The organism is Streptomyces sp. NPDC018610 (genome assembly GCF_044391765.1).
In the GTDB taxonomy this organism is placed as follows: Bacteria; Actinomycetota; Actinomycetes; order Streptomycetales; family Streptomycetaceae; genus Streptomyces.
Window position 1 is genome coordinate 359,467 of record NZ_JBISAL010000008.1, and the last position, 22,777, is coordinate 382,243.

Below are 22,777 nucleotides of genomic sequence, written 5' to 3' on the forward strand. Positions count from 1 at the left end.
GAACCGAGGAGACACGTGAGCGGCAAGGGTGCACCGGAACTGTCCGTCCGCAACGTCGGGGACCTCAGGGTCGCCGTCATCGCGGCACAGTGGCACGAGAAGGTGATGGACGGACTGGTGGACGGCGCGCTGCGCGCCCTGCACGAACTCGGCATCGACGAGCCGACCCTCCTCAGGGTCCCCGGCAGCTTCGAGCTTCCGGTGGTGGCCAAGGTGCTGGCCGGCCGCGGCTACGACGCGATCGTCGCCCTCGGCGTCGTCATCCGCGGCGGCACGCCGCACTTCGACTACGTCTGCCAGGGCGTCACCCAGGGCCTGACCCAGGTGTCGGTCGACACCGGCGTCCCCGTCGGTTTCGGCGTGCTCACCTGCGACACCGAGGAACAGGCCCTGGACCGGGCCGGCCTGGAGGGCTCCACCGAGGACAAGGGCCACGAGGCGGTCACCGCGGCCGTCTCGACCGCGGCCACGCTCCGTTCAGTATCCGAACCCTGGCGGTGAGTCGCCCCCGACAACGGCTAGGGTGGGGGACACCATGTCCAAGAAGACGTTCGAGGAGCTCTTCACCGAGCTCCAGCACAAGGCCGCAGCAGGCGACCCCGCCACCTCCCGCACCGCCGAGCTGGTCGGCAAGGGAGTCCATGCCATCGGCAAGAAGGTCGTCGAAGAGGCCGCCGAGGTCTGGATGGCCGCCGAGTACGAGGGCAAGGAGGCGGCCGCCGAGGAGATCTCGCAGCTGCTGTACCACGTCCAGGTGATGATGGTCGCCCGGGGCATCTCCCTGGACGACGTCTACGCCCACCTCTGAGAACCAGCACCCCCCCCGTCACCGCACGCACGAACAAAGGAAGCCGACCTCATGCTGCGCATCGCCGTCCCCAACAAGGGTTCACTCTCCGGCCCTGCGGCGGACATGCTGCATGAGGCCGGCTACCAGCAGCGCCGCGAGTCCAAGGAACTGCGGATCGTCGACCCGAACAACGAGGTCGAGTTCTTCTACCTCCGCCCCCGCGACATCGCGATCTACGTCTCCTCCGGCCGCCTCGACATCGGCATCACCGGCCGCGACCTGCTCGTCGACTCCGGCGCCGGCGCCGAGGAGATCCTCCCGCTCGGCTTCGCCCGCTCCACCTTCCGCTTCGCCGCCAAGCCCGGCACCGCGAGCGGCATCGAGGACCTCAAGGGCAAGACCGTCGCCACCTCCTACGAGGGCATCGTCGCGGGGCACCTCGCCGACAGCGGCGTCGACGCCTCCGTCGTCCACCTGGACGGCGCCGTGGAGACCGCGATCGAGCTGGGCGTCGCCGAGGTCATCGCCGACGTCGTGGAGACCGGCACCAGCCTGCGCAACGCCGGCCTGGAGGTCTTCGGCGAGCCGATCATGAAGTCCGAGGCGATCGTCATCCGCCGCACCGGCGCGGACGCCGAGGACCCCAAGGTGCAGCAGTTCCTGCGCCGCCTGCAAGGCGTCCTGGTCGCCCGGACGTACGTCATGATGGACTACGACTGCCGGGTCGAGCAGCTGGAGAAGGCCGTCGCGCTGACCCCGGGCCTGGAATCCCCGACCGTCTCCCCCCTGCACAACGAGGGCTGGGTCGCCGTGCGCGCCATGGTCCCGGCCAAGGAGGCGCAGCGGATCATGGACGACCTGTACTCCATCGGCGCCCGCGCCATCCTGACCACGGCCATCCACGCCTGCCGTCTGTAAGGGGGCCGAGAGATGTCCGACCTGCCCGAGCTTCCCGTCACCTTCCGCCCCGCGATCACCCGTGTGGTGTTGCTCACGGCCGGCGTCGCGATCTTCGCGGTGATCACGGCCGTGGCGGTCCTGCTGGAACCGCTCACCCCGGGCGAGCGCGTCAGCTTCGTCTTCACCGGCGCACTGCTGTTCGGGGTGCTGCTGATGCTCTCCCGGCCCAAGGTCGTCGCCGACGACTCGGGCGTCACCGTCGTCAACATCGCCGGCCGACGCCGCCTGGAATGGGCGGAGATCCTCCAGGTGAACCTGCGTCCCGGCGACCCGTGGGTCTTCCTCAACCTGAGCGACGGCACCAGCCTGCCCGCGCTCGGCATCCAGCCCGGTATCGCCAAGCGGCGCGCCATCGCCGACGCCCGTGCCCTGCGCGCCCTCGTCGAGGCCCGCTCCCTCCACGACCCGGAGCACTCTCAGGGTGGGCCTCAGGGCTGACTCGGGACGTCCGCCCTGACGCACCGGGCCCGGTCTTGACTAATCTGGTGGCGGAGACGTTTTTCGCTGCGTCTCCGCCCCTGGGCCCCGATCGGTGCCAGGGGCTCCTGCTACCCGAGGAGTGACTCCCTCCGGCGATGGACGGATCGTCCTGCAGTACCTGCGCCGCCCCCTGCCGACATAGCGCGCACCGCGACATCGCGGCCCCCGCGCGCGCGGAGGCGGCGGCATCATGACCATCCCCCTGCTGCTCCTCGCAGCGGCCTTCCTGCTCATCCTCGCCAACGGCTTCTTCGTCGCCGCCGAGTTCGGACTGGTGACCGTCGAACGCCCGGACGCCGAGAAGGCCGCCGCCGACGGCGACCGACGGGCCCGTACGGTCGTCGACTCGCTCGGCGAGCTGTCCTTCCAGCTCTCAGGCACCCAGCTCGGCATCACCATCACCTCGCTCGTCGTCGGCATGCTCGCCGAGCCCGCGCTCGCCGAGCTGCTGCGCGGCCCCTTCACCGCCGTCGGACTGCCCGGGGGCGTCGTCCCCGGGGCCGCCGTGCTCGTCGGCATGCTGCTCGCCTCCGCCGTCCAGATGGTGGTCGGCGAGCTGGTGCCCAAGAACTGGGCGGTCTCCCGGCCGCTGCAGGTCGCGCGTTTCGTCGCCGGCCCGCAGCACGCCTTCTCCCGCCTGTTCCGCCCGGTGATCGCCGCGCTGAACACGGTGGCCAACCGGCTGGTGCGCGCGCTCGGGGTCGAGCCCGCCGAGGAGCTGGCCTCCGCCCGCACCCCCGGCGAGCTGGTCTCCCTGGCCCGCCACTCGGCCCGGGCCGGCGCCCTCGAACAGGACACGGCCGACCTCTTCGTCCGCACCCTGTCCCTGGGCGACCTGACCGCGCAGCACGTGATGACGCCGCGCGTGAAGGTCAGCGCCCTTCAGGTCTCGGCGACCGCCGAGGACGTGGTCAACCTGACCCGCGCCACCGGCCTGTCCCGCTTCCCCGTCTACCAGGAGAAGATCGACGAGATCGTCGGCATGGCCCACCTCAAGGACGCCCTCGCCGTCCCCGCGCAGCAGCGGCTGCGCACCCCCGTCGGCCGGATCGCCCGCCCGGCGCTGCTGGTCCCCGAGACCCTGCCCGTACAGCCGCTGCTGGCCCAGCTGCGCAGCGAGCAGCCCATCGCGGTCGTCGTCGACGAGTACGGCGGCACGGCCGGCGTCGTGACCCTGGAGGACATCGTCGAGGAACTCGTCGGCGAGGTCCGCGACGAGCACGACGCCAAGGACGTGCCCGAGCTCGCGCCCGCCCCGCCCGAGGACGGCCGGCCCGCCTGGGACGTCGACGGCGGCTGCCGCGTCGACCTGCTCCGGCGCATCGGCCTCGAGGCCCCCGAAGGCCCCTACGAGACCGTCGCCGGCCTGGTCGCCGACCTGCTCGGCCGGATCCCGGCCCCCGGCGACCGCGCGGAGCTGCCCGGCTGGCGGCTGTCCGTGCGCGAGGTCGGGCACTACCGCGCGGAGCGGGTCCGCCTGGTGCGGACGGCCCGTACGGGCGACCTCGTCGTGGCCGAGGCGGAGGCGGTCCGATGAGCGTGCTCCAACTGTTCTTCGCCGCGCTGCTCGTGCTCGTCAACGGATTCTTCGTCGGCGCCGAGTTCGCGCTCGTCTCCGTCCGCCGCAGCCAGATCGAACCGCTCGGCACCGCCCGTGCCCGGCAGGTCCTGCACGGCCTCGAACGGCTGCCGCAGATGATGGCCGCCGCGCAGTTCGGCATCACCGTCTGCTCGCTGACGCTCGGCGCCGTCGCCGAACCCACGGTGGCGCACCTGCTCGAACCGGTGTTCACCTGGATGCGGCTGCCCGAGGGCATGGTCCACCCCCTCGGCTACGCCATCGCGCTCGCCGGGGTGGTCTTCTTCCACCTGGTCATCGGCGAGATGGTGCCGAAGAACCTGGCGATGGCCGCGCCGGAGAAGGCCGCGCTCTGGCTCGGCCCCGGGCTGGTGGCCTTCGCCCGCGTGTGCAGGCCCGTCACGGTGGCGCTCGGCGCCTGCGCCCAGGGCATCCTGCGGCTGTTCCGCGTCGAGCCCAAGGACGAGGTCGAGGCCGTCTTCACCAGCGTGCAGCTGGGCCGGCTGGTGGAGGACGCCGGCCAGGCGGGTCTGCTGGACCCCGAGGAGCAGGAGCGGCTGGAGGACGCGCTGGAGCTGGGCTCCCGCCCGGTGCTCGACGTGCTGCTGCCGCGCGAGAGGCTGGTGACCGTCAGGCCGTCGGTCACCCCCGGCGAGATCGTCGCGCTCACCGCCCGCACCGGCTACTCCCGCTTTCCGGTCGCCGCCGAGAACGGCGCGTTCATGGGCTTCCTGCACGTCAAGGACGTCCTGGACGCGGAGGACTCGGACCGGGCCGTGCCGCAGCGGATATGGCGCCCGATGCCGACGCTCCGCTCGGAGCTCCCGCTGGACGACGCGCTGACGGTCATGCGGCGGGCCGCCACCCATCTGGCGCAGGTCGCGGACGCGTCCGGACGGGTGCTGGGCGTGGTGGCGCTGGAGGACGTACTGGAACTCCTCGTCGGCGAGGTCCGCGACCCCGCCCACCGGATCGCCACCGAGATCCGCCTCACCGAACCGCGGGGAAGCGGCGAGCCGGAAGAAGTCCTGGCGACCTAGCCGGGCCCCTCGTTCGGATCAGGCCGGGTCAGGGAGCGGGTCGACCGCTTCCGGCCCGGCCGCGCCGAGGCAGGCGTGGGACCGCGGGATCCGTCACAGTGCCGACGGATCCTGCGGCCCCCGCCCCGACAGCACCTCCCCGTACGCCTGCATCAGGTCCGGCAGCCGCAGCGTCGCCAGGTCGTCCCGCGACAGCGCGCCGGGATACGCCGACAGCCGCAGGTCCCGGTAGGCGCAGCTCTTCTCGTACAGCGTCCGCAGGAAGCGCCCGTTGCCGAGCTCGTCGATCCAGTCCTGGTCGACCACGTGCCCGGCGATCGAGCGCAGCTCGTCCAGCGCCTCCTCGTCCCACACGTCGCCGTTCTCCGCGGCCAGGACCTTGCCGATCTCGGTGAGTTCCAGCGGTCGGTACGACGGGAAGTCCACCCGCGTGGTGAAGCGGGACGACAGCCCGGGGTTGGCGGCCAGCAGCCGGTCCATCCCCTCCGGATAGCCGGCCAGGATCACCACGAGGTGGTCGCGGTTGTCCTCGGCCCGCTTGAGCAGCACCTGGAGCGCCTCGTCGCCGTAGGCGTCGCCCTTGCCGTACCCGGAGTTGGACAGGGAGTAGGCCTCGTCGACGAAGAGGACCCCGCCGATCGCGGAGTCGATGAGCTCGTTGGCCTTGACCGCCGTCTGGCCCAGGTACTCCCCGACCAGGTCGGCCCGCTGCGCCTCCACCAGATGGTCGCCGCCGAGCAGCCCGAGCGCGTAGAAGACCCGGCCCAGGATGCGGGCGACCGTGGTCTTGCCGGTGCCCGAGGGGCCAGAGAAGACGAAATGCCGTTTCGGCGGCTGCACCGGCAGCCCCTGCCCGGCCCGCAGCCGGGCCATGTTGAGCTGTGCGGACAACGCCTTGACCTGGCGCTTCACCGGCTCCAGACCCACCATGCGCTCCAGTTCGGCGAGCGCCTGCTCCAACAACGCCGGATCGGTAGGACCGCTGGGCAGCGGCCCGGCGGCGACCGAGGCCCGCTCGCGCACCGCCGGATCGGCCACCGGGGGGAACACGGCGGAGGGCGGGGGATCGGGCTCGCCGCCGAGCTTGAGGTCGCGGCCCTCGCCGCCGAAGACCGGGTCCAAGTAGTCCGGCCCGTCCACGGTGTCCTGGCCGGCGCCGGAGAGCGTGATCGCCGCGAGACCGGCCGCGTCGTCGAACCCGTCGCCCTCGGCTATCGCCGCCAGCCGCGCCGAGGTGTCCATGAAGGCCGGGTCGATCCGGTGCACCGCCCGGTACAGCGGGAGCGCCGCGGCGCTGCGGCCGGTGCCCTCGTGCGCCCGGGCCAGCCAGTACCGCAGCTCCTTGCGCTGCGGCTGCTCGCTGCGGCACCGCATCAGCGCAGCCGACAGCAGCGGCTCGGCCTGCCCGAACATCTCCAGCCGCACCCGGGCCATGCCGCCGAACAGCCCGGCCTCGATGCCCAGCATCGGGTCGTCGACCAGCGGATCGGTGTGGCGTACGAGCTGCTCCCAGTCCTTGACCAGGTAGGCGCGGCAGGCGTGCAGGAAACGTACCTGGGGGTCGGCGTCCACGGGCGGCAGACCGGCCAGGGCCCGGTCCAGCTCGGGCACATGGCGCCCGTCCAGCCAGTGCGAGGCGTGCGCCAGCAGCAGGTCCCGGGGGCTCTCCAGCACGGGCTGCACCCACCAGCCCAGCCAGTACCAGGAGTTGAGGGACCGGCGGTGCCGGGAGCGCTGCTCGCCGAAGCGGTCACGGTGCCGGAACATGCGCAGCAGCGCGGTCGTCGTGTCGACGCGCAGCGCGTGCAGGCCGAGCCAGGCGTCGGCCATCGAGGGATCCATCCCCACCGCGGCCCGGAACTCCTCCTCCGCCTGCGGATAGGCGCCCAGGGTGTAGGCGTCCACGCCGCGCAGCCAGGCGAGGTCGGCCGGGGCCTTCGGGCCCTGCGTGCCGAAGTCCATCACGTCCCCCACAAACCGTGCCCCCGTAGGTTCGCCGCCGGACCGTCGTCCGGCGGCTGCCTCTGGTCGAACCGCTGTTCCGCGGAAGGGAGTTGCAGGTGCGCGAAGCAGCCGTTCGAAGGTCGCACCGAGGGCATCGTACCCGTGGGGCCACCGCCCGCCGAAGGGTGCCGCAGGGGGCGTTCGGCGAGGTGGGAGCACGACGCGCGCCCCCAGCCGGTGACCCTGGGTGATCGAATGGCGTCGCGTGGCGTCCGGAAATCGGAATCCGGGCAGAACGAAGCCCCCGGTCACGGGGGAACAACCGGGGGCTTCGTGTCAGTGGGCGGTCCTCGATGACCGCTCCTTGAGAACGTAAGACCTGTACGGTCCCCCGGTCAAGCGGAGTTGGGGCACTGTGCCGAGATCCCCGGCGGGGATCTTCACAGGTTCAACACATTGCCGACGGCCCGTCACGCTGAGTGATCTTCCGGGCTGCCCCAGGGGGCGCGGCCGGGCCCGGAAGCAGCTCGTACCCGGCCGGCGTCTGCCGGACCAGCGCCTCGGCGAACGGCCGGGAGGGGTCGGCGGCGAAGTGACGGCGCTCCGCCGCCACCCACCCGGTCCAGAACTCCCGCTGCTCGGCCCCGTCCCGGGCCCGCCCCCGCGCCCAGGACTCCTGGCGGGGCAGCTCCATCCACAGCAGCCGGGCCAGGTGCGGGCGCAGCGCCCGGCGACCGGCCCCCACGCCCTCGACCAGGATCACGGGCGCGGGCGGCAGCGCGCGGGCGCGGCCGAAGCGCCGGGTGTGCCAGTCATAGGGGGCGTAGCGCGCGGTCGCGCCGCGGCTGAGCGGCTCGATCACCTCGGCCAGCAGCCGGCCGTCCCAGGCGAACAGTTCCTCGTGGCTCGCGATGTCGTCCAGGTGCAGCACCGGGGCGCCGTCCAGCGCCGCGGCCAGACGCCCGGCGAACGTGGACTTGCCCGACCCCGCGTGTCCGTCCACGCCGATCAGGCGGACCGGGCCGCAGGACGGCGGAAGGCGGCGGAGCTGGGCGGCGAGGGCGCGGATGTCGGTTCCCCCAAGGACGGGTGCTGAGCGGATGGCATATCTCGCGGGAACATTCTAGTGGCGTGTGGGACGGGTGATGTAGGGCGGCCGAATTAGTGCCGCATTGAACCATCGAGTGAGAGGCCGTCGGCGTTCGCCGAAACCCCTGCCCGTGACCGGTGAACATGTCGAAAACCGCGTTCCGGTTGTGCCCGGTGGTGAGTAAAGTTTCTCCGGCGCAACCATGAGGTGCCGTACGGGGACGGACGGGGGACGATGGCAGCCGGGTTGTTCGAGGGGCAGTACGTCTGGCATCCGGCGGCGGACGACCGGACGCTCGCGAGTGTCTGCGTCGACGTGCGGGCCGGCCGCTGGGCCAGCGCCCGGGCGGCCCTCGCCGAGACCCGCGGCGACTTCGCGCTGCGGGCCCACCGCTCCCTGGTGCTCGCCTCGGAGGCGGCCGACTCCGACCTCGCCGAACGCTGGCTGGCCGAGGAGCCGTCGCCCGAGGCCGCGCTGCTGTGGGCGAGGGTGGCGGTGCTGCGGGCGCTGCGCGCGGCCGACGACCACGACGGGCGGGCCGAGCCGCTGGAGCGCATAGCGCTCTCCGCCTGCGAACGGGCCTCGGCGGCCGGTCCTGGCGATCCCACGCCCTGGGTCGCCAAACTGGCCATGGCCCGGCTGCACCGGCTGCGCGACCCGGCGCCGCGGGGCCTGCTCACCGCACCGCCGGGGCCCTGGCGGCTGTTCGCGCACGTCCTGTCGCTCGACCCCTGGCACCGTGAGGCCCACCATCGCTTCCTGGCCTTCTTCTTCACCCGGCACGGCGGCTCCGTCAACGCCGCCTGGGACGTCGCCGCCTTCCTGGCGCAGCGGGCCCCGGTCGACTCCGCGCTGCGGCTGCTGCCGCTGGTAGCCCTCGTGGAGAGCTACGACCCGGCGCGACTGCTCGCCGACCGGCTCTGGGAGCAGCCGCAGTGGCGCGCCACCGCGCTCGCCATCCACCGCGACTGGCTCCCGACGGTGGCCGCGCACCGCTTCACACCGGTGCTCGACCTGGCCTATCTCGCCCACGCGCTGGTTCTGGCCGGGCGCGAGCCGGAGGCCCGCGCGGCCCTCACCGCCATGGGGCCCTACGCCTCACGGATGCCGTGGTGCGCCTTCGGCGATCCCGTCGAACAGCTCTCCCGGGCCCGGCGAGCCTGCGGCCTGCCGGTGCCGCCCTGAACCGTCGCCCACCGAGAGAAAGGCCGAACCGTGCCGTACAGCAGACCGGCCCCGCGCGTCAGGACCGCCGGAGCCCACCGGGCCCGCGCCCGGACGGAGGTGAACACGCTCGACGACGACGCGACCCTGCACGCCATGGGATATCCGAGAAAACTCACCCGGCGTTTCAAGGCGTTCGACAATTTCGCGATCTCCTTCACCATCATCAACGTCCTGTCGGGCATTTTCTCGTCCTTCGGTTTCGGAATGAACGCGGGCGGTCCGCGCGTTCTCGTCTTCGGCTGGTTGGGCGTCTCCGTGATGGTGCTGTTCGTCGGCGCGGCGATGGCGGAAGTCGCCTCCGCCTATCCGACGAGCGGGGCGCTGTATTTCTCGGCGGGCAAACTCGCCAAACGGCACAAGGGCGCCTGGTCCTGGTTCACCGGCTGGCTGAACTTCGTCGGCCAGATCGGCGGCACCGCCGCCACCGGCTACGCGGCCGCCACCTTCGTCCAGGCCTTCCTGGCGCTCCAGTGGACCTCGTACCGGCCCACCACCCACCAGACGGTCCTGATCACCGCGTTGATCATCGTGCTCCAGGGCCTGGCCAACACCCGCGCCGTCCAGCTGGTCGCCGTCCTCAACCGGATCTCCGTGTGGTGGCTGCTGATCGGGCTGGTGGTGATCGTGACCGCCCTCGTCGCCGTGCCCGACCAGCACCGGCCGGTCTCCTTCGTGACGCATTTCGCCAACAACACCGGCTTCACGAACGGCCTCTACGGCGGCATGCTCGGCCTGCTCGTCACCAGCTGGACCTTCACCGGCTTCGACGGCAGCTTCCACATGTCCGAGGAGACCGTCCGCGCGACCCTCAACGCCCCCAGGGGCATCACCCGTGCCATCGGCTGGTCCGCGCTGACCGGGCTGGTCCTCATGCTCGCCCTCGTCGCCGCCATCGGCGACTACGGCCGCCAGGCGAGCGCGGACGCACCGCCCGTCCAGATCCTCATCGACGCCCTCGGCCAGGGCACCGCGAAGGCGCTGCTCCTGATCGTCATCGGGGCGATGCTCTTCTGCGGCCTCGCCAACCTGACCAGCAACACCCGGCAGATCTTCGCCTTCTCCCGGGACGGCGCCATGCCCGGCTCCCGCTGGTGGCACTCGGTCTCCCCGCGCACCCGCACCCCCGTCAAGGCGGTCTGGCTGGCGGTCGGCTGCTCGCTCGCCCTCGTCCTGCCCGGCTGGTGGTCGCACACGGCGTTCACCGCCATCGTCAGCGTCAATGTCGTCGGGCTCTTCCTCGCCTACGCCGTCCCGATCCTGCTCCGGCTGCGGCTCGGCGACGAGTTCCGGCCCGGCCCCTGGCACCTGGGCCGCTGGGGCCGGCCGGTCGGCGTGGTCGCGGTCACCTGGATCGCGCTCAGCAGCGTGCTGTTCATGCTGCCGCAGGCCGCGCCGTTCACCGTCGCCTCCTTCAACTACGCCCCCGTCGCCCTCGCCGCCGTGCTCCTGATCGCGACCGTGTGGTGGTTCGCCACCGCCCGCCGCCGCTTCCGGGGACCGGTGAGCTACGGCCGCCCGGACGAGGTGGCCGCGATGGACCTGATCTGACCCGCACGGGCTCGGGGGGCCGACCGCGGCGGGACGCGCCCCGGGCGGCCCCGCGGGTCGGGCAGACGAGCCGGACGGGTACGCAACCGCTGGTCATGCCAGTGGTCGAGACCAATATTGGTGGGCGTGGCGTGTGCCGTAGTGCTGGCAGGAGCCGGTCGCCGCGGCCATAGTGGGCGCAGCGCCGTGCACGGACCCGCCACCCGCCCCGACTCGGACACCCGGGGGTCTTCCACCCATGAGCAGATCCGAACAACCGTCCCGCAGAACCGTGCTGACCGCCGCGATGGCCGCCGCCACCGTCGTGGCCGGCAGCACGGCGCCGGCGGTCGCCGCCGACGCCCACCGCGGCCACGGCGGCGCCCACCACGGCCAAGCCGACGCCGCCCGCCCGGTCGACTACCGCGCCTGGACCACGTACACCGACTGGCGCGGCGGCGCCTTCCGGGGCACCCGCGCGGTCGCGGGCGCGCGCCCCGCCCTGGAGATCGCCGCCCCGGCCGGCACCACCGATTACACCGACCCGCATACCGGCACCACCGCCCGTTGGGAGTACGCCACCTGGACCGGCCCGGTGCACCGCCTCGCCGTCCCGGCCACCGAGGCCATCGCCTCCTGGAACGCGAACACCCCGGCCGGCACCTGGCTCCAGGTGGAGCTGCGGGGCACGTACTCCGACGGCTCCGACACCCCCTGGTACGTGATGGGCCGCTGGGCGGCGGGGGACCAGGACATCAGGCGGACCTCCGTCGACGACCAGAGCGACGGCCGCAGCACGGTGTGGACGGACACCTTCGCCGTCGACGACCCGGCCTCCGGGCTGCGCCTCGCCTCGTACCGGCTGCGCCTCACCCTCTACCGCAGGCCCGGCACCGCGCTCAGCCCCGCCGTCTGGCGGGCCGGCGTCATGGGCTCCGACATCCCCGACCGCTTCACCGTCCCCGCCTCCGCACCCGGCGGCGTGGCCCGGGAACTGGCCGTGCCCCGGTACTCGCAGGAGATCCACGCCGGCCAGTACCCCCAGTACGACAACGGCGGCGAGGCCTGGTGCAGCCCCACCTCCTCGCAGATGATCATCGAGTACTGGGGCGGCCGGCTCACCCCCGAGCAGCTCTCCTGGGTCGACCCGTCCTACGCCGATCCACAGGTCTGCCACGCGGCCCGCTCCACCTACGACTACCAGTACGCGGGCTGCGGCAACTGGCCGTTCAACGCGGCCTACGCGGCGACCTTCGAGGACCTGCGGGGCGTGGTCACCCGGCTCACCTCGCTCACCGACCTGGAGACGCTGATCGAGGCCGGCATCCCGGCCATAACGTCGCAGTCGTTCCTCAAGACGGAGCTGACCGGCGCCGGTTACGGCACCTCCGGCCACCTGATGACGGTCATCGGCTTCACCGCGGGCGGCGACGTGATCGCCAACGACCCGGCCTCACCGGGCGACGACGCGGTACGGCGCGTGTACGCCCGCCGTGAGTTCGAGAACATCTGGCTGCGGACCAAGCGGTACAACGCCGCCGGCCAGGTCGCCTCCGGCAGCGGCGGCGTCTGTTACCTGTACTTCCCGGCGCACCCCGCCCCCCAGCAGTGCCGTGCGCTGGCGGCGGTGGGCGTGCGCTGACCGGGCCGACCGCACCGGGCGGAGACTCGGCGGAGGCTCCCGGGCGCCGGGTGGGCTCCCGGAAGACGGCAGGAGCCGTCGGGACCCGGGAGCCGTCGGTGACCGGCGTGACCGGCCCCGGGGCCTGCCCGCGCCGCAGGGCCCCGGGGGCCGCCTGTGACCAAGCTCTCCGCCGCGAGAGTGCGCGCAAGTGGCAAGGTGGACAGCGGGACGAGGGGAGAAGTCCCGGAGCGGGGGAGCCCACCCGCACGTCCGACCCCTGCGAGAAGTCATGACCGCTCACTCGGCCACCGCCGCTCCCGTCCGCGCCCGCACCGGCGGCCCCCAGGACGACGGCGACGGCCCGAAGATCCTGGAGCACGTGCTCGGCTGGACCCTCGTCGTCGTGATCGCGATGCTCGTCACCCAGCTCGGGCTGCTGTGATCCGACCTCCTCCGGAGCTGCCATACTGCGGCTGTCCGACCGCAGTTGGAGACCGGGGCCGAATTGAATACGAGTCAGCAGCGCGAGACCGTCCTTCACCGCACGCTCGGCTCCCCCCGGCCGCCGGGGACGCCCGACCGGGCGCGCGGCACCGAACGATCCGCGGCCCGCCGTGCCGAACTCATAGCCACCGGACGGCGGTTGTTCGCCGACACCTCCTACGACGCCCTCTCCATGGACGACATCGCCCGGCAGGCGCAGGTCGCCAAGGGGCTGATCTACTACTACTTCCGCTCCAAGCGCGGCTACTACCTCGCGATCGTCGAGGACTCGGTCGCCGACCTCGTCTCCTTCGCGGCGAGCGGCCGGGAACTGCCGGCCGTGGACCGGGTGCACCGCACCGTCGACGGCTACCTGCGCTACGCCGAGCACAACCAGGCCGCCTACCGCACCATCGTCAGCGGCGGCGTCGGCTTCGACACCGAGGTGCAGGCCCTCCGCGACGGCGTGCGCGAGGCCATCGTCGCGACCATCGCCGAGGGCGCCTACGGGCGCACCGCCGTCGCCCCGCTCGCCCGCATGGGCCTGCTCGCCTGGGTGTGCGGCGTCGAGGGCGCCACCCTCGACTGGATCGCCCGCCCCGGGCTCTCCCGCGACGCCATGCGCGATCTGCTCGTCAGGACCCTCGGCGGCGCGCTGCGCGCCATCGAGGAACTCGACCCGTCCCACCCGGCCCCGCCGCCCGCCCGCCGGGACGTCTGACCTGCCCCGCCGGAGCCGGGCCCGGCCGGCCCGGCCCCGCGAGCACTCCGCCGGTCCGGCGTCCCTCCGCGACGCCCCCGGCGTCCCTCCGCGACGCCCCCCGGCAGCCGGCCGGACCGGCCCGCGGCGGCGGACGGTCGAACCCACCCGAACCGGACACCCGCAGCGGTCGTGGGCCGGCTCCGGAAAGGACGTCGGCCATTTCTCGAAGTAAGCGGTCGTTAACCGGTGACTCCGTGCCTCCGATCGGGCATACTCACAGCGCACAGCCGCTGGTCAGCCGCTTCCGCGACCCGGGAGTGCGAGCATCGACCGGCCCGAGGAAGACCGGCGGAGCCGCCCCACGAAGGTGCTGTCCGCCAGTGCCCGACAGGGAGGAGAGCGTCGCCATGCCCGACCGCGCCCCGCAGCCGGTGGACCGGCAACTGCCCACGGAGGAGGCCCGGGACCTGATCTCGCTCGTCCGCGACATCGCACAGCACGAGATCGCCCCGAAGGCGGCCGAGGAGGAGGACGCCGGACGGTTCCCGCGCGAGGTCTTCACCCTCCTGTCCCGCTCCGGCCTGCTCGGCCTGCCCTACGACTCCGAGTACGGCGGCGGCGACCAGCCCTACGAGGTCTACCTCCAGGTGCTGGAGGAGCTGGCCGCGGCCCGCCTCACCGTCGGTCTCGGCCTCAGCGTGCACACGCTGGCCGCCTACGGCCTCGCCGCCTACGGCACCAAGGCGCAGCAGGTCGAGCACCTGCCCGCGATGCTCGGCGGCGGCCTGCTCGGCGCCTACGCCCTCTCCGAGCCCTCCTCCGGCTCCGACGCCGCCTCGCTGCGCACCAAGGCGGTGCGGGACGGCGACGACTGGGTGATCACCGGCACCAAGTCCTGGATCACCCACGGCGGCATCGCCGACTTCTACACGGTCATGGCGCGTACCGGCGGGGAGGGTCCGCGCGGGATCACCGCCTTCCTGGTCCCCGGTGACGCCGAGGGACTGAGCGCGGCGGCGCCGGAGAAGAAGATGGGCCTGAAGGGCTCGCCGACCGCCCAGATCCACCTCGACGGCGTGCGCGTCGGCGACGAGAGGCGGCTCGGTGAGGAGGGCCAGGGCTTCGCCATCGCCCTGTCCGCGCTCGACTCCGGGCGGCTCGGCATCGCGGCCTGCGCGATCGGCGTCGCCCAGGGCGCGCTCGACGAGGCGGTCGGCTACGCCACCGACCGCCGGCAGTTCGGGCGGCCGATCGCCGACTTCCAGGGCCTGCGCTTCATGCTCGCCGACATGGCCACCCAGATCGAGGCGGGCCGCGCCCTGTACCTGGCGGCGGCGCGGCTGCGCGACGCGGGCCGGCCCTTCGCGCGGCAGGCCGCCATGGCCAAGCTGTTCTGCACGGACACGGCGATGAAAGTGACCACCGACGCCGTCCAGATCCTCGGCGGCTACGGCTACACCGCCGACTTCCCGGCCGAGCGCTACATGCGCGAGGCCAAGGTGCTGCAGATCGTCGAGGGCACCAACCAGATCCAGCGGATGGTCATCGCCCGTCACGTCGCGGGTCCCGAGTCCCGCTGAACTGGGCGAGGCCGAGGAAGGGCGCCGCCAGCCGGACCCACTCCGGGTCGTGGCGCCCCGGCAGGGTCCGGCCCCGGTCGGCCCAGGCGCGCATCAGATCACGGTAGATCGGCGGGTCCGGGGGCGGCGGCGCGGACGGAAGCGACACCGCCGGTGGCGGCACGAGGACGCGACGCCGGCGCCCGGCCGCCGGCTCGATGGAGGTCATGCCTGGGCAACGCGCGGCCGTGCGGACAGGTCACCCGGCCCCGAAATCGAGCGTGAGTCCAGCGGTGTCCCGGGCGGCACCGCGCGCCGGGCCGGCCGCCGGCTCCGAGGCATGCCGGTCCCACCGCACCACGGTGACGGTCTGCGCGCCGTGGTGCGGGCGGATGCGTGTGCGGGGGTGCCGGTCAGGCGGCGTCGCGGCGCATCGCCGGGACGCGCATCGGGCGGGAGCCCGGGCCGCCGACGTGCGAGAAGGGCTGCGTGCGCCAGTCGAGCCCCTGCGGGAGCGTCAACAGCAGGGCGGTGTCCTGCTCCTGCGGCTCGGCCGACTCGTCGGCGGGCCTGGCATCGCGGGCGCCGCGGCCCGTGCCGGGGCAGACCGTGAGCCCGAACGGGTTCCACGGCGAGGCGCACAGCGCGTGCTCCGGCAGGACTTCCTCGTCCGCCAGGAGCGCGATGGGCTGGGCGCAGTCCGGGCAGATCACCCGGTACATCTCGAACGTGTCGTAGGCGTCGAGTTCGTCGTCGAAGTCGTCGGGTTCGACGCCCTCCGGCTCGGGCTCGACGTTCGGCTGCTGTCGCCTGGGCGCGGATCGACCAGGGCGCTTGAGACTCTGCATGGGATTCTCCCCCTAAGGCTGGGCCGTGAAGGCACTGCGGCCTCGACCACAGCAAGCACTTCCCGTCCGCTCTCGCGGGTAATCACGAGAACATCACGGAGCGCGTTCCGGGGCTGTGGCGTTCGTCACATGCCGCGCGCGCGTGCCCGTCGCGACTGATTTGTCCCCCGCGGCGCCGGCCGGCCACCGTCCCCGTCGGCGCCCACGGGCCCGGCCCGGGCCGCCGAGGTATCCGAGGAGATCGACCGCACTGTAGGTTCTTGCGCCATGGAGGAGCTGGACCGACAGATCGTGCAGCTGCTCGTCAAGGACGGGCGGATGAGCTACACCGACCTGGGCAAGGCCACGGGCCTGTCCACGTCGGCCGTGCACCAGCGGGTGCGGCGGCTGGAGCAGCGTGGCGTCATCCGCGGGTACGCCGCGGTCGTCGACCCCGAGGCCGTGGGGCTGCCCATGACCGCCTTCATCTCGGTCAAACCCTTCGACCCCAGCGCCCCCGACGACATCGCGGACCGCCTGGCGGGCGTCCCGGAGATCGAGGCGTGCCACAGCGTGGCCGGTGACGAGAACTACATCCTCAAGGTGCGTGTGGCCACCCCGCACGAGCTGGAGGAGCTGCTCGCCCGGGTGCGGACCCTGGCGGGCGTCTCCACCCGGACGACGGTGGTCCTGTCCACCCCGTACGAGGCCCGCCCGCCCCGCATCTGACCGGCGGCCCCGCATCTGACCGGCGGCCCCGCACGCGTCTGACCGGCCCGCGGCCGACCGGCTCCCCGGCCGTACCGCCAGACTGAGCCGTCCCGTCCGGTCGTCCGTGCGTACCGCCGAGCCGCGCCGTCCGGGCGCTGCTCCAGCCGCGGGGCCGGACGCGTGGTCCGGCCGCGACGGGTCCCGTCCGCCGCCGGCCGCCCGCCGGGGCGACCTGCGTGCCGGGCCCGCGGGCGCAGGCGGGAGACTGGTCCCCATGAGTGAGCGCACCGCCGAACCGCAGACCGTCCTTCTCCGCCGCGGCGAGGTCCACAGCCCCGCCGACCCGTTCGCGACCGCCATGGTCGTCGAGGCCGGGCAAGTCGCCTGGGTCGGCTCGGAGGGCGCGGCGGACGCGTTCGCCGACGGCGTCGACGAGGTGGTCGACCTGGACGGCGCCCTCGTCACCCCGGCGTTCACCGACGCCCACGTGCACACCACCGCCACCGGCCTCGCGCTCACCGGCCTCGACCTGTCGGACGCCCCCTCCCTGGAGGCGGCCCTCGCGCGGGTCCGGGAGTTCGCCGCCGCCCGCCCGGGCGACAGGGTGCTGCTCGGCCACGGCTGGGACGCGGCCCGCTGGCCCGGCGGCCGTCCTCCGACGCGCGCGGAACTCGACGAGGTCACCGGCGGCCGTCCCCTCTACCTCAGCCGGATCGACGTCCACTCCGCGGTCGTCAGCACCGCCCTGCTCGACCTGGTGCCCGGCCGTCCCGGCCCCGTCGACGGTCCGCTGACCGCCGACGCCCACCACGCCGTGCGCGCCGCCGCGTTCGGCGCTGTCACCGCCGCCCAGCGCACGGAGGCGCAGCGCGCCGCGCTCGCCCACGCCGCCTCCCTGGGCATCGGGTCCGTGCACGAGTGCGGCGGGCCGGACATCTCCTCCAAGGACGACTTCACCGGTCTGCTGCGGCTCGCCGCCGCGGAACCGGGCCCGCGGGTCGTCGGCTACTGGGCGGAACAGGACGTGGACGAGGCACGGGAGCTGGGCGCGGCCGGCGCCGCCGGCGACCTCTTCGTCGACGGCTCCATCGGCTCGCACACCGCCTGCCTGCACGCGCCGTACTCCGACGCCGGCCACACGGGTACCGCCTACATGGACGCCGCCGCCGTCGCCGCCCATGTCGTCGCCTGCACCGAGGCGGGCCTGCAGGCCGGCTTCCACGCCATCGGCGACGCCGCCGTCACCGCCGTCGTCGAGGGTGTGCGCGCCGCCGCCGAGAAGATCGGCCTCGCCCGCGTCCGCGCGGCCCGGCACCGGGTCGAGCACGCCGAGATGCTCACCCCGGCGACGATCGCCGCCTTCGCCGAGCTGGGGCTCACCGCCTCCGTGCAGCCCGCGTTCGACGCGCTGTGGGGCGGCGAGGAGGGGATGTACGCCGAGCGCCTGGGCGTGGAGCGGGCCCGCACGCTGAACCCGTTCGCGGCGCTGCTGCGCGGCGGCGTCCCGCTCGCCTTCGGCTCCGACAGCCCCGTCACGCCGCTCGACCCGTGGGGCACGGTCCGGGCCGCCGCCTTCCACCGCACTCCCGGGCACCGGATCTCCGTCCGCGCCGCCTTCACCGCGCACACGCGCGGCGGCTGGCGGGCGATCGGACGGGACGACGCGGGCGTCCTCGTGCCCGGCGCGCCCGCCGACTACGCGGTGTGGCACACCGGTGATCTCGTCGTCCAGGCCCCCGACGACCGGGTCGCGCGCTGGTCGACCGACCCGCGTTCCGGCACCCCCGGCCTGCCCGACCTCGCCCCGGGCCGTGACCTGCCCGTCTGCCTGCGGACCGTGGTGGGCGGCCGGACGGTCTTCGTACGGCCGGGCGAGTGATCTCCGGGCGCGGCGCGATCACCGTCGCCGTCCGCCGCCGCGCAGTGCGACCTGGGCATCCTCGGCGGCGGTCGGGTGGCGGCGCTCGCCGCGGCGGCCCGGCGGGCTGTTTGACAGGCGACGGCGCGGGGCCGGTAGGTTCTGCCGGGTCCACCACCGGACGCCCGACCGGGGGACTTCCGTACCCGCGTCGCAGTGCCGCTGGGTCAGGGACGGTGTGCCGCACCGGGTCACCGTCACTGGGAGCCAGGCTCAGCGACCGCGTCGGCGGGGGAACGTCCCGGACGGTCGGCAGGGTGTGACCCGGGTGGGGCCCGGTCGCTCAGTAGACAACGGCTTCAGGCCGATCCGCAGCCAGCGGGTCCCAGGTCGGCCCGAAGGGCGCCGGGTCCCCTCCGCAGAACGGCGGCCCGGCCGGTCCGGTGCGGCGGCAGGCACGTCGTGTCGCGTCACCCCAGGCCGTGGCCACTATGGTGGTCCTGTGCGTATGGACATGAAGGGGCAGTAGTGAACCACGGCGACGGCACCCCCGCGGCGGGTGCCCAGGAGAGGCGGTTCGGTCCGCTCGGCACGGCGCTCGTGATCATCCCGACCTACAACGAGTCGGAGAACATCAAGGCGATCGTGGGCCGGGTGCGCGAGGCCGTCCCCGAGGCGCATGTCCTCGTGGCCGACGACAACAGCCCCGACGGCACGGGCAAGCTCGCCGACGAGCTGGCCGCCGAGGACGAGCAGGTCCACGTGCTGCACCGCGAGGGCAAGGAGGGCCTCGGCGCCGCCTACCTCGCGGGCTTCCGCTGGGGCCTGGCGCGCGACTACGGCGTGCTGGTCGAGATGGACGCCGACGGCTCCCACCGGCCCGAGGAGCTGCCCCGCCTGCTGACCGCCCTCAAGGGCGCCGATCTGGTGCTGGGCTCCCGCTGGGTGCCGGGCGGCCGCGTGGTGAACTGGCCGAAGGGCCGCGAGTTCATCTCCCGGGGCGGCAGCCTGTACTCGCGCCTCGCGCTGGACCTGCCCCTGCGGGACATCACCGGCGGCTACCGCGCCTTCCGTCGCGAGACGCTGGAGGGCCTGGGCCTGGACGAGGTCGCCTCGCAGGGCTACTGCTTCCAGGTCGACCTGGCGCGCCGCGCGGTGAAGGCCGGTTTCCACGTCGTCGAGGTGCCCATCACCTTCGTGGAGCGGGAGCTCGGCGACTCCAAGATGAGCCGCGACATCCTCGTGGAAGCGCTGTGGCGCGTCACCGCGTGGGGCGTGGGGGAGCGGGTGACCAAGCTCACCGGCCGTGGCGGCAAGCCCCAGGACTAGGGAAGTCCGGTCTGGCTCGCGACGCCTGGCACGGCGCTCCCCAGCTTTCGGCCGGGGGTGCCCCCAGGCCGCGTTGCCGGGATCGTCCGCGTACGCCCGGTACGCGGACGTCCCTCCGTCTTGCGACGCGCCCCCACTGCCTGAACGGCGTGGGAGGGGCCCCACCGCCGGACGCCGCGAGCCCCGCCCTCCGGGCGGACGACGCTGCTTTCGAAACCCGTTCCGGCCCCGCCGGTGCCCCGAGGGCCGGCCCTTATCCGGCACTGAGACGGTCCCAGGCACACTGGAAGCATGACGACAGGCGCCCCGACCTCTCCCCGCCCCGCCCGGCCGCAGCGTTCCCGGCTGCGCAGGTACCTGCCGCTGGGTCTCGCGGCGTGGCTGGTGCTGGAGATCTGGCTGCTGACCGTGGTCGCGGGCGCGGCGGGCGGCTTCACGGTCTTCCTGCTGCTGCTCGCCGGGATCGTGCTCGGCGCCGTGGTGATCAAGCGAGCGGGCCGCCGCGCCTTCCAGAACCTCAACGAGGCGCTGCAGCGCGGCGGCACCCCGTCGGCGCGCCGCGGCGGCAACGGCCTGATGATGCTGGGCGGCCTGCTGCTGATCATCCCCGGCATGATCTCGGACGTCGCCGGGCTGCTCCTGCTGCTCCCGCCCGTCCAGCGGGCCGTGAGCCGCCTCACGGAGCGGACGGTGGAGCGCAAGCTCCGCGCGGCCGCGCCCGGCACCCTCGGTGACGCCTTCCGGCAGGTCCGCATCCACCGCCCCGACGGCAAGGTCGTCCAGGGTGAGGTGATCAGGGACGACGAGCCGGGCGGCGCCACCCGCGAGCAGCACCCGCCGCTGACCCGGTGAGCGCGGCCGGCCCGCCCGGCGCCGCGACCGAGCCGCCCCGGCGGACGCGAAAGAAGCGGACGCCAGGGAACGAGGACGGGCGCCGTACGTGACTCATCACGTACGGCGCCCGTCCTCGTTTCCCACGTGCACCGCGACCGGACCGAAGCCCGCCGGGGACTACGCGCTCTTGCGGCTGTCCCGAGGATGAACGGCGATGTTCATCGCGCCCGACCGCAGTACGGCCAGACGCTCCTCGAGGACCTCTTCGAGTTCCTCACGGGTACGCCGCTCCATCAGCATGTCCCAGTGCGTACGGGCCGGCTTCGCCTTCTTCTCCTCCGGGCCGTCGCCGTCCACCAGGAGTGCCGGGGCCCCGCAGACCTTGCACTCCCACTCCGGCGGGATCTCCGCCTCGACCGAGAAGGGCATCTCGAAGCGGTGCCCCTTCTCGCATGCGTACTCCACGGCCTGGCGCGGAGCCAAGTCGATGCCGCGGTCCGTCTCGTAGCTGGTCACCACGAGGCGCGTGCCGCGAAGAGCTCGCTCACTCATGAATCGTGCCTCCCGGGCTTGTCGCCCACAGGACAGGTGTCGCTGTCGTCGTCATCCGGTCAACGTCCGGTCGGCGGTAAAGATTCCCGTTCCGATGTCCCGTTCCGGGTCATGTGTCGCCGTCGTAGCCGCAGCCTTGTCAACCAGTGCAGTACCCACCGGCGCCCGGTTTGTCACATCTGCAACGAGATGTCACCCAGCGTTTCGGCATCTTTGACGCGCAGTAACGGTACGCCTGGCAGGCCAAACGCGTACACTACAGCCCTTTCGCCGCGAGTGCTAAATCCGGTCGGGAACCGGATTGCCCGCGTCCTGGATAGCCCGCCCCACCGGCACCCGCGCCAGCAGCACGAAGCCGATCACGAAGAACGCCACCAGCGAGAGGATCGCGTCCCGGTAGCTCCCGGTCAGCTGGTAGGTCATCCCGAACAGCAGCGGCCCCAGCCAGCTCATGCCGCGGTCGCTCATCTCGTACGCGGAGAAGTACTCGGCCTCCTTGCCGGGCGGGACGAGATGCGAGAACAGCGACCGGGACAGCGCCTGGCTGCCGCCCAGGACCAGCCCGATCCCCGCCGCCAGCACGAAGAACCACACCGGCGCGCCCGCCGGCAGGAAGAACCCGGCCCCGAGGGTCGCCGTCCACGCGACCAGCGACCCGAGGATCGTCCGCTTCGCCCCGTACGTCCGCGCCAGCCGTCCCATGCCCAGCGCCCCCGCCACGGCCAGCACCTGCACCATCAGCACCGCCGTGATCAGCGTGGACTGCCCCAGGCCCAGTTCCTCCGAGCCGTACACCGAGGCCTGGGAGATCACCGTCTGGATGCCGTCGTTGTAGATCAGGTACGCCAGCAGGAAGGCCAGGGTGAGCGGCCGGTCGCGCATGTCCCGCACGGTGGCCGCCAGCTGGCGCCAGCCCCGTACCGGCGGCGCGGCGGCGGCCGGCACCCGGCGGTCGCGCAGCCGCCGGAGCGGCACCAGGGTGAACACGCCCCACCACAGGCCCGCCGAGGCCAGGCAGACGCGCACCGCCATCGTCTCGGACACGCCGAAGGAGTCGTGGGCGGTGAACAGCACCAGATTCGCCACCAGCACCAGCGAGCCGGCCGCGTAGCCGAAGGCCCAGCCGCGGGAGGAGACCGCGTCGCGTTCCTCGGGCGGCGCGATCTGCGGCAGGTAGGAGTTGTAGAGGACCATCGAGACGGCCACCGACGCGTTGGCGACGATCAGCAGGAGACCGCCCAACAGATAGCGGTGGCCGTCCAGGAAGAACAGTCCCGCGGTGGCGGCGGCCCCCGTGTAGGCGGCCGCCGCCAGCAGCGGCTTGCGGCGGCCGGTGCGGTCGGCCGCCGCGCCCGCCGCCGGCATCACCAGGATCGCCACGACCACGGACGCCGAGACGCAGTAGGCGAAGAACGACCCCGCCCGCACCGGGACCCCGAGCGGGTGCACGTACCCGTCCGGGTCCGCCGCCGCCCGGGCCACCGAGGTCAGATAGGGGCCCAGGAACACGGTGAGCACACTGGTCGAGTAGACGGAGCACGCCCAGTCGTAGAAGTACCAGCCGCGCTGCTCGCGCCGCCGGCCGGCGATGTCCTCGTCGCCCGCCCCCGCCTGTGCCCGCACGGTGTCGGTGCCCACCCGTGCCCTCGCTTCCCCGCCT

General features: G+C 73.3%; 21 protein-coding genes. 16 read left to right on the top strand and 5 right to left on the bottom strand.

The window, feature by feature from the left end:
- Positions 1–15 precede the first annotated feature (15 nt).
- From ribH to ACH5A8_RS22455, 6 genes are all read left to right on the top strand, one after another.
- Positions 16–501: a 6,7-dimethyl-8-ribityllumazine synthase gene (gene ribH / locus ACH5A8_RS22430; RefSeq protein ID WP_399004528.1), complete on the top strand. Its 486-nt coding sequence runs from the start codon at positions 16–18 to the stop codon at positions 499–501.
- A 34-nt stretch (positions 502–535) separates the two neighbouring features.
- Positions 536–808 (top strand): phosphoribosyl-ATP diphosphatase, encoded by a 273-nt coding sequence (locus ACH5A8_RS22435; protein ID WP_361696308.1) that lies wholly within the window; start codon positions 536–538, stop codon positions 806–808.
- A gap of 51 nt (positions 809–859) precedes the next feature.
- Positions 860–1,708, top strand: a complete 849-nt coding sequence (gene hisG, locus ACH5A8_RS22440; RefSeq protein ID WP_399004530.1) for an ATP phosphoribosyltransferase — start codon at positions 860–862, stop codon at positions 1,706–1,708.
- A 12-nt stretch (positions 1,709–1,720) separates the two neighbouring features.
- Complete coding sequence (locus ACH5A8_RS22445; RefSeq protein WP_399004532.1) at positions 1,721–2,188, top strand: PH domain-containing protein; 468 nt, start codon at positions 1,721–1,723, stop codon at positions 2,186–2,188.
- Between the two features lie 232 nt (positions 2,189–2,420).
- Complete coding sequence (locus tag ACH5A8_RS22450) at positions 2,421–3,767, top strand: hemolysin family protein (RefSeq protein WP_399004534.1); 1,347 nt, start codon at positions 2,421–2,423, stop codon at positions 3,765–3,767.
- Entirely contained in the window at positions 3,764–4,849 is a 1,086-nt protein-coding gene (locus ACH5A8_RS22455) for a hemolysin family protein (RefSeq protein ID WP_399004536.1), read from the top strand. The genes ACH5A8_RS22450 and ACH5A8_RS22455 overlap by 4 nt, the downstream gene beginning before the upstream one ends.
- 93 nt (positions 4,850–4,942) lie before the next feature.
- Here ACH5A8_RS22455 and ACH5A8_RS22460 read toward each other — a convergent pair whose 3' ends face one another.
- Both ACH5A8_RS22460 and ACH5A8_RS22465 read right to left on the bottom strand, forming a co-directional pair.
- On the bottom strand, positions 4,943–6,811 hold the full coding sequence (locus tag ACH5A8_RS22460) for an AAA family ATPase (protein WP_399004538.1): 1,869 nt from the start codon (positions 6,809–6,811) through the stop codon (positions 4,943–4,945).
- Between the two features lie 430 nt (positions 6,812–7,241).
- Positions 7,242–7,862 carry a uridine kinase gene (locus tag ACH5A8_RS22465; protein ID WP_399004641.1) on the bottom strand — a complete coding sequence of 207 codons (621 nt, stop codon included), beginning with the start codon at positions 7,860–7,862 and terminating at the stop codon, positions 7,242–7,244.
- 255 nt (positions 7,863–8,117) lie between these two features.
- On the opposite strand from ACH5A8_RS22465, the gene ACH5A8_RS22470 reads away from it, so the two are divergent.
- The 6 genes from ACH5A8_RS22470 (at position 8,118) to ACH5A8_RS22495 (ending at position 15,027) form a co-directional block, all read left to right on the top strand.
- On the top strand, positions 8,118–9,068 hold the full coding sequence (locus ACH5A8_RS22470) for a hypothetical protein (RefSeq protein ID WP_399004540.1): 951 nt from the start codon (positions 8,118–8,120) through the stop codon (positions 9,066–9,068).
- Positions 9,069–9,203: 135 nt separating this feature from the next.
- Positions 9,204–10,658 (top strand): amino acid permease, encoded by a 1,455-nt coding sequence (locus tag ACH5A8_RS22475; RefSeq protein WP_399004643.1) that lies wholly within the window; start codon positions 9,204–9,206, stop codon positions 10,656–10,658.
- 238 nt (positions 10,659–10,896) lie between these two features.
- Complete coding sequence (locus ACH5A8_RS22480) at positions 10,897–12,279, top strand: peptidase C39 family protein (RefSeq protein ID WP_399004542.1); 1,383 nt, start codon at positions 10,897–10,899, stop codon at positions 12,277–12,279.
- A 271-nt stretch (positions 12,280–12,550) separates the two neighbouring features.
- A complete protein-coding gene (locus ACH5A8_RS22485) occupies positions 12,551–12,703 on the top strand; it encodes an SCO1431 family membrane protein (RefSeq protein WP_399004544.1) in 153 nt (50 codons plus the stop codon).
- Positions 12,704–12,766: 63 nt separating this feature from the next.
- Complete coding sequence (locus ACH5A8_RS22490; protein ID WP_399004546.1) at positions 12,767–13,465, top strand: TetR/AcrR family transcriptional regulator; 699 nt, start codon at positions 12,767–12,769, stop codon at positions 13,463–13,465.
- Positions 13,466–13,854: 389 nt separating this feature from the next.
- Positions 13,855–15,027, top strand: coding sequence for an acyl-CoA dehydrogenase family protein (locus ACH5A8_RS22495; RefSeq protein ID WP_399004645.1), 1,173 nt, complete (start codon positions 13,855–13,857; stop codon positions 15,025–15,027).
- A 392-nt stretch (positions 15,028–15,419) separates the two neighbouring features.
- Here the strand turns inward: ACH5A8_RS22495 and ACH5A8_RS22500 are convergent, their stop codons facing one another.
- On the bottom strand, positions 15,420–15,854 hold the full coding sequence (locus tag ACH5A8_RS22500; protein ID WP_399004548.1) for a hypothetical protein: 435 nt from the start codon (positions 15,852–15,854) through the stop codon (positions 15,420–15,422).
- Positions 15,855–16,121: 267 nt separating this feature from the next.
- Between ACH5A8_RS22500 and ACH5A8_RS22505 the strand changes: the two genes are divergently transcribed.
- The 4 genes from ACH5A8_RS22505 (at position 16,122) to fxsA (ending at position 20,583) form a co-directional block, all read left to right on the top strand.
- Complete coding sequence (locus ACH5A8_RS22505) at positions 16,122–16,562, top strand: Lrp/AsnC family transcriptional regulator (protein WP_093768230.1); 441 nt, start codon at positions 16,122–16,124, stop codon at positions 16,560–16,562.
- A gap of 256 nt (positions 16,563–16,818) precedes the next feature.
- Positions 16,819–18,423, top strand: a complete 1,605-nt coding sequence (locus tag ACH5A8_RS22510; protein WP_399004551.1) for an amidohydrolase — start codon at positions 16,819–16,821, stop codon at positions 18,421–18,423.
- A 507-nt stretch (positions 18,424–18,930) separates the two neighbouring features.
- Positions 18,931–19,731 carry a polyprenol monophosphomannose synthase gene (locus tag ACH5A8_RS22515; protein ID WP_399004552.1) on the top strand — a complete coding sequence of 267 codons (801 nt, stop codon included), beginning with the start codon at positions 18,931–18,933 and terminating at the stop codon, positions 19,729–19,731.
- 291 nt (positions 19,732–20,022) lie between these two features.
- Complete coding sequence (gene fxsA, locus ACH5A8_RS22520; protein WP_399004554.1) at positions 20,023–20,583, top strand: FxsA family membrane protein; 561 nt, start codon at positions 20,023–20,025, stop codon at positions 20,581–20,583.
- Between the two features lie 159 nt (positions 20,584–20,742).
- Here fxsA and ACH5A8_RS22525 read toward each other — a convergent pair whose 3' ends face one another.
- Both ACH5A8_RS22525 and ACH5A8_RS22530 read right to left on the bottom strand, forming a co-directional pair.
- Positions 20,743–21,117 carry an RNA polymerase-binding protein RbpA gene (locus ACH5A8_RS22525; protein WP_009187548.1) on the bottom strand — a complete coding sequence of 125 codons (375 nt, stop codon included), beginning with the start codon at positions 21,115–21,117 and terminating at the stop codon, positions 20,743–20,745.
- A 279-nt stretch (positions 21,118–21,396) separates the two neighbouring features.
- A complete protein-coding gene (locus ACH5A8_RS22530) occupies positions 21,397–22,755 on the bottom strand; it encodes an MFS transporter (RefSeq protein WP_399004556.1) in 1,359 nt (452 codons plus the stop codon).
- Between the last annotated feature and the right edge of the window lie 22 nt (positions 22,756–22,777).

Bases quoted from the DNA above. Each gene is read 5' to 3' on its own strand.
- ACH5A8_RS22495 (WP_399004645.1), top strand. From the start codon at position 13,855: ATGCCCGACCGCGCCCCGCAGCCGGTGGACCGGCAACTGCCCACGGAG.
- ACH5A8_RS22475 (WP_399004643.1), top strand. From the start codon at position 9,204: ATGGGATATCCGAGAAAACTCACCCGGCGTTTCAAGGCGTTCGACAAT.
- ACH5A8_RS22525 (WP_009187548.1), bottom strand. From the start codon at position 21,117: ATGAGTGAGCGAGCTCTTCGCGGCACGCGCCTCGTGGTGACCAGCTAC.
- ACH5A8_RS22505 (WP_093768230.1), top strand. From the start codon at position 16,122: ATGGAGGAGCTGGACCGACAGATCGTGCAGCTGCTCGTCAAGGACGGG.
- ACH5A8_RS22445 (WP_399004532.1), top strand. From the start codon at position 1,721: ATGTCCGACCTGCCCGAGCTTCCCGTCACCTTCCGCCCCGCGATCACC.
- ACH5A8_RS22480 (WP_399004542.1), top strand. From the start codon at position 10,897: ATGAGCAGATCCGAACAACCGTCCCGCAGAACCGTGCTGACCGCCGCG.
- ACH5A8_RS22450 (WP_399004534.1), top strand. From the start codon at position 2,421: ATGACCATCCCCCTGCTGCTCCTCGCAGCGGCCTTCCTGCTCATCCTC.
- ACH5A8_RS22455 (WP_399004536.1), top strand. From the start codon at position 3,764: ATGAGCGTGCTCCAACTGTTCTTCGCCGCGCTGCTCGTGCTCGTCAAC.
- ACH5A8_RS22460 (WP_399004538.1), bottom strand. From the start codon at position 6,811: ATGGACTTCGGCACGCAGGGCCCGAAGGCCCCGGCCGACCTCGCCTGG.
- ACH5A8_RS22510 (WP_399004551.1), top strand. From the start codon at position 16,819: ATGAGTGAGCGCACCGCCGAACCGCAGACCGTCCTTCTCCGCCGCGGC.
- ACH5A8_RS22485 (WP_399004544.1), top strand. From the start codon at position 12,551: ATGACCGCTCACTCGGCCACCGCCGCTCCCGTCCGCGCCCGCACCGGC.
- ACH5A8_RS22470 (WP_399004540.1), top strand. From the start codon at position 8,118: ATGGCAGCCGGGTTGTTCGAGGGGCAGTACGTCTGGCATCCGGCGGCG.
- fxsA (WP_399004554.1), top strand. From the start codon at position 20,023: ATGACGACAGGCGCCCCGACCTCTCCCCGCCCCGCCCGGCCGCAGCGT.
- hisG (WP_399004530.1), top strand. From the start codon at position 860: ATGCTGCGCATCGCCGTCCCCAACAAGGGTTCACTCTCCGGCCCTGCG.
- ACH5A8_RS22435 (WP_361696308.1), top strand. From the start codon at position 536: ATGTCCAAGAAGACGTTCGAGGAGCTCTTCACCGAGCTCCAGCACAAG.
- ACH5A8_RS22500 (WP_399004548.1), bottom strand. From the start codon at position 15,854: ATGCAGAGTCTCAAGCGCCCTGGTCGATCCGCGCCCAGGCGACAGCAG.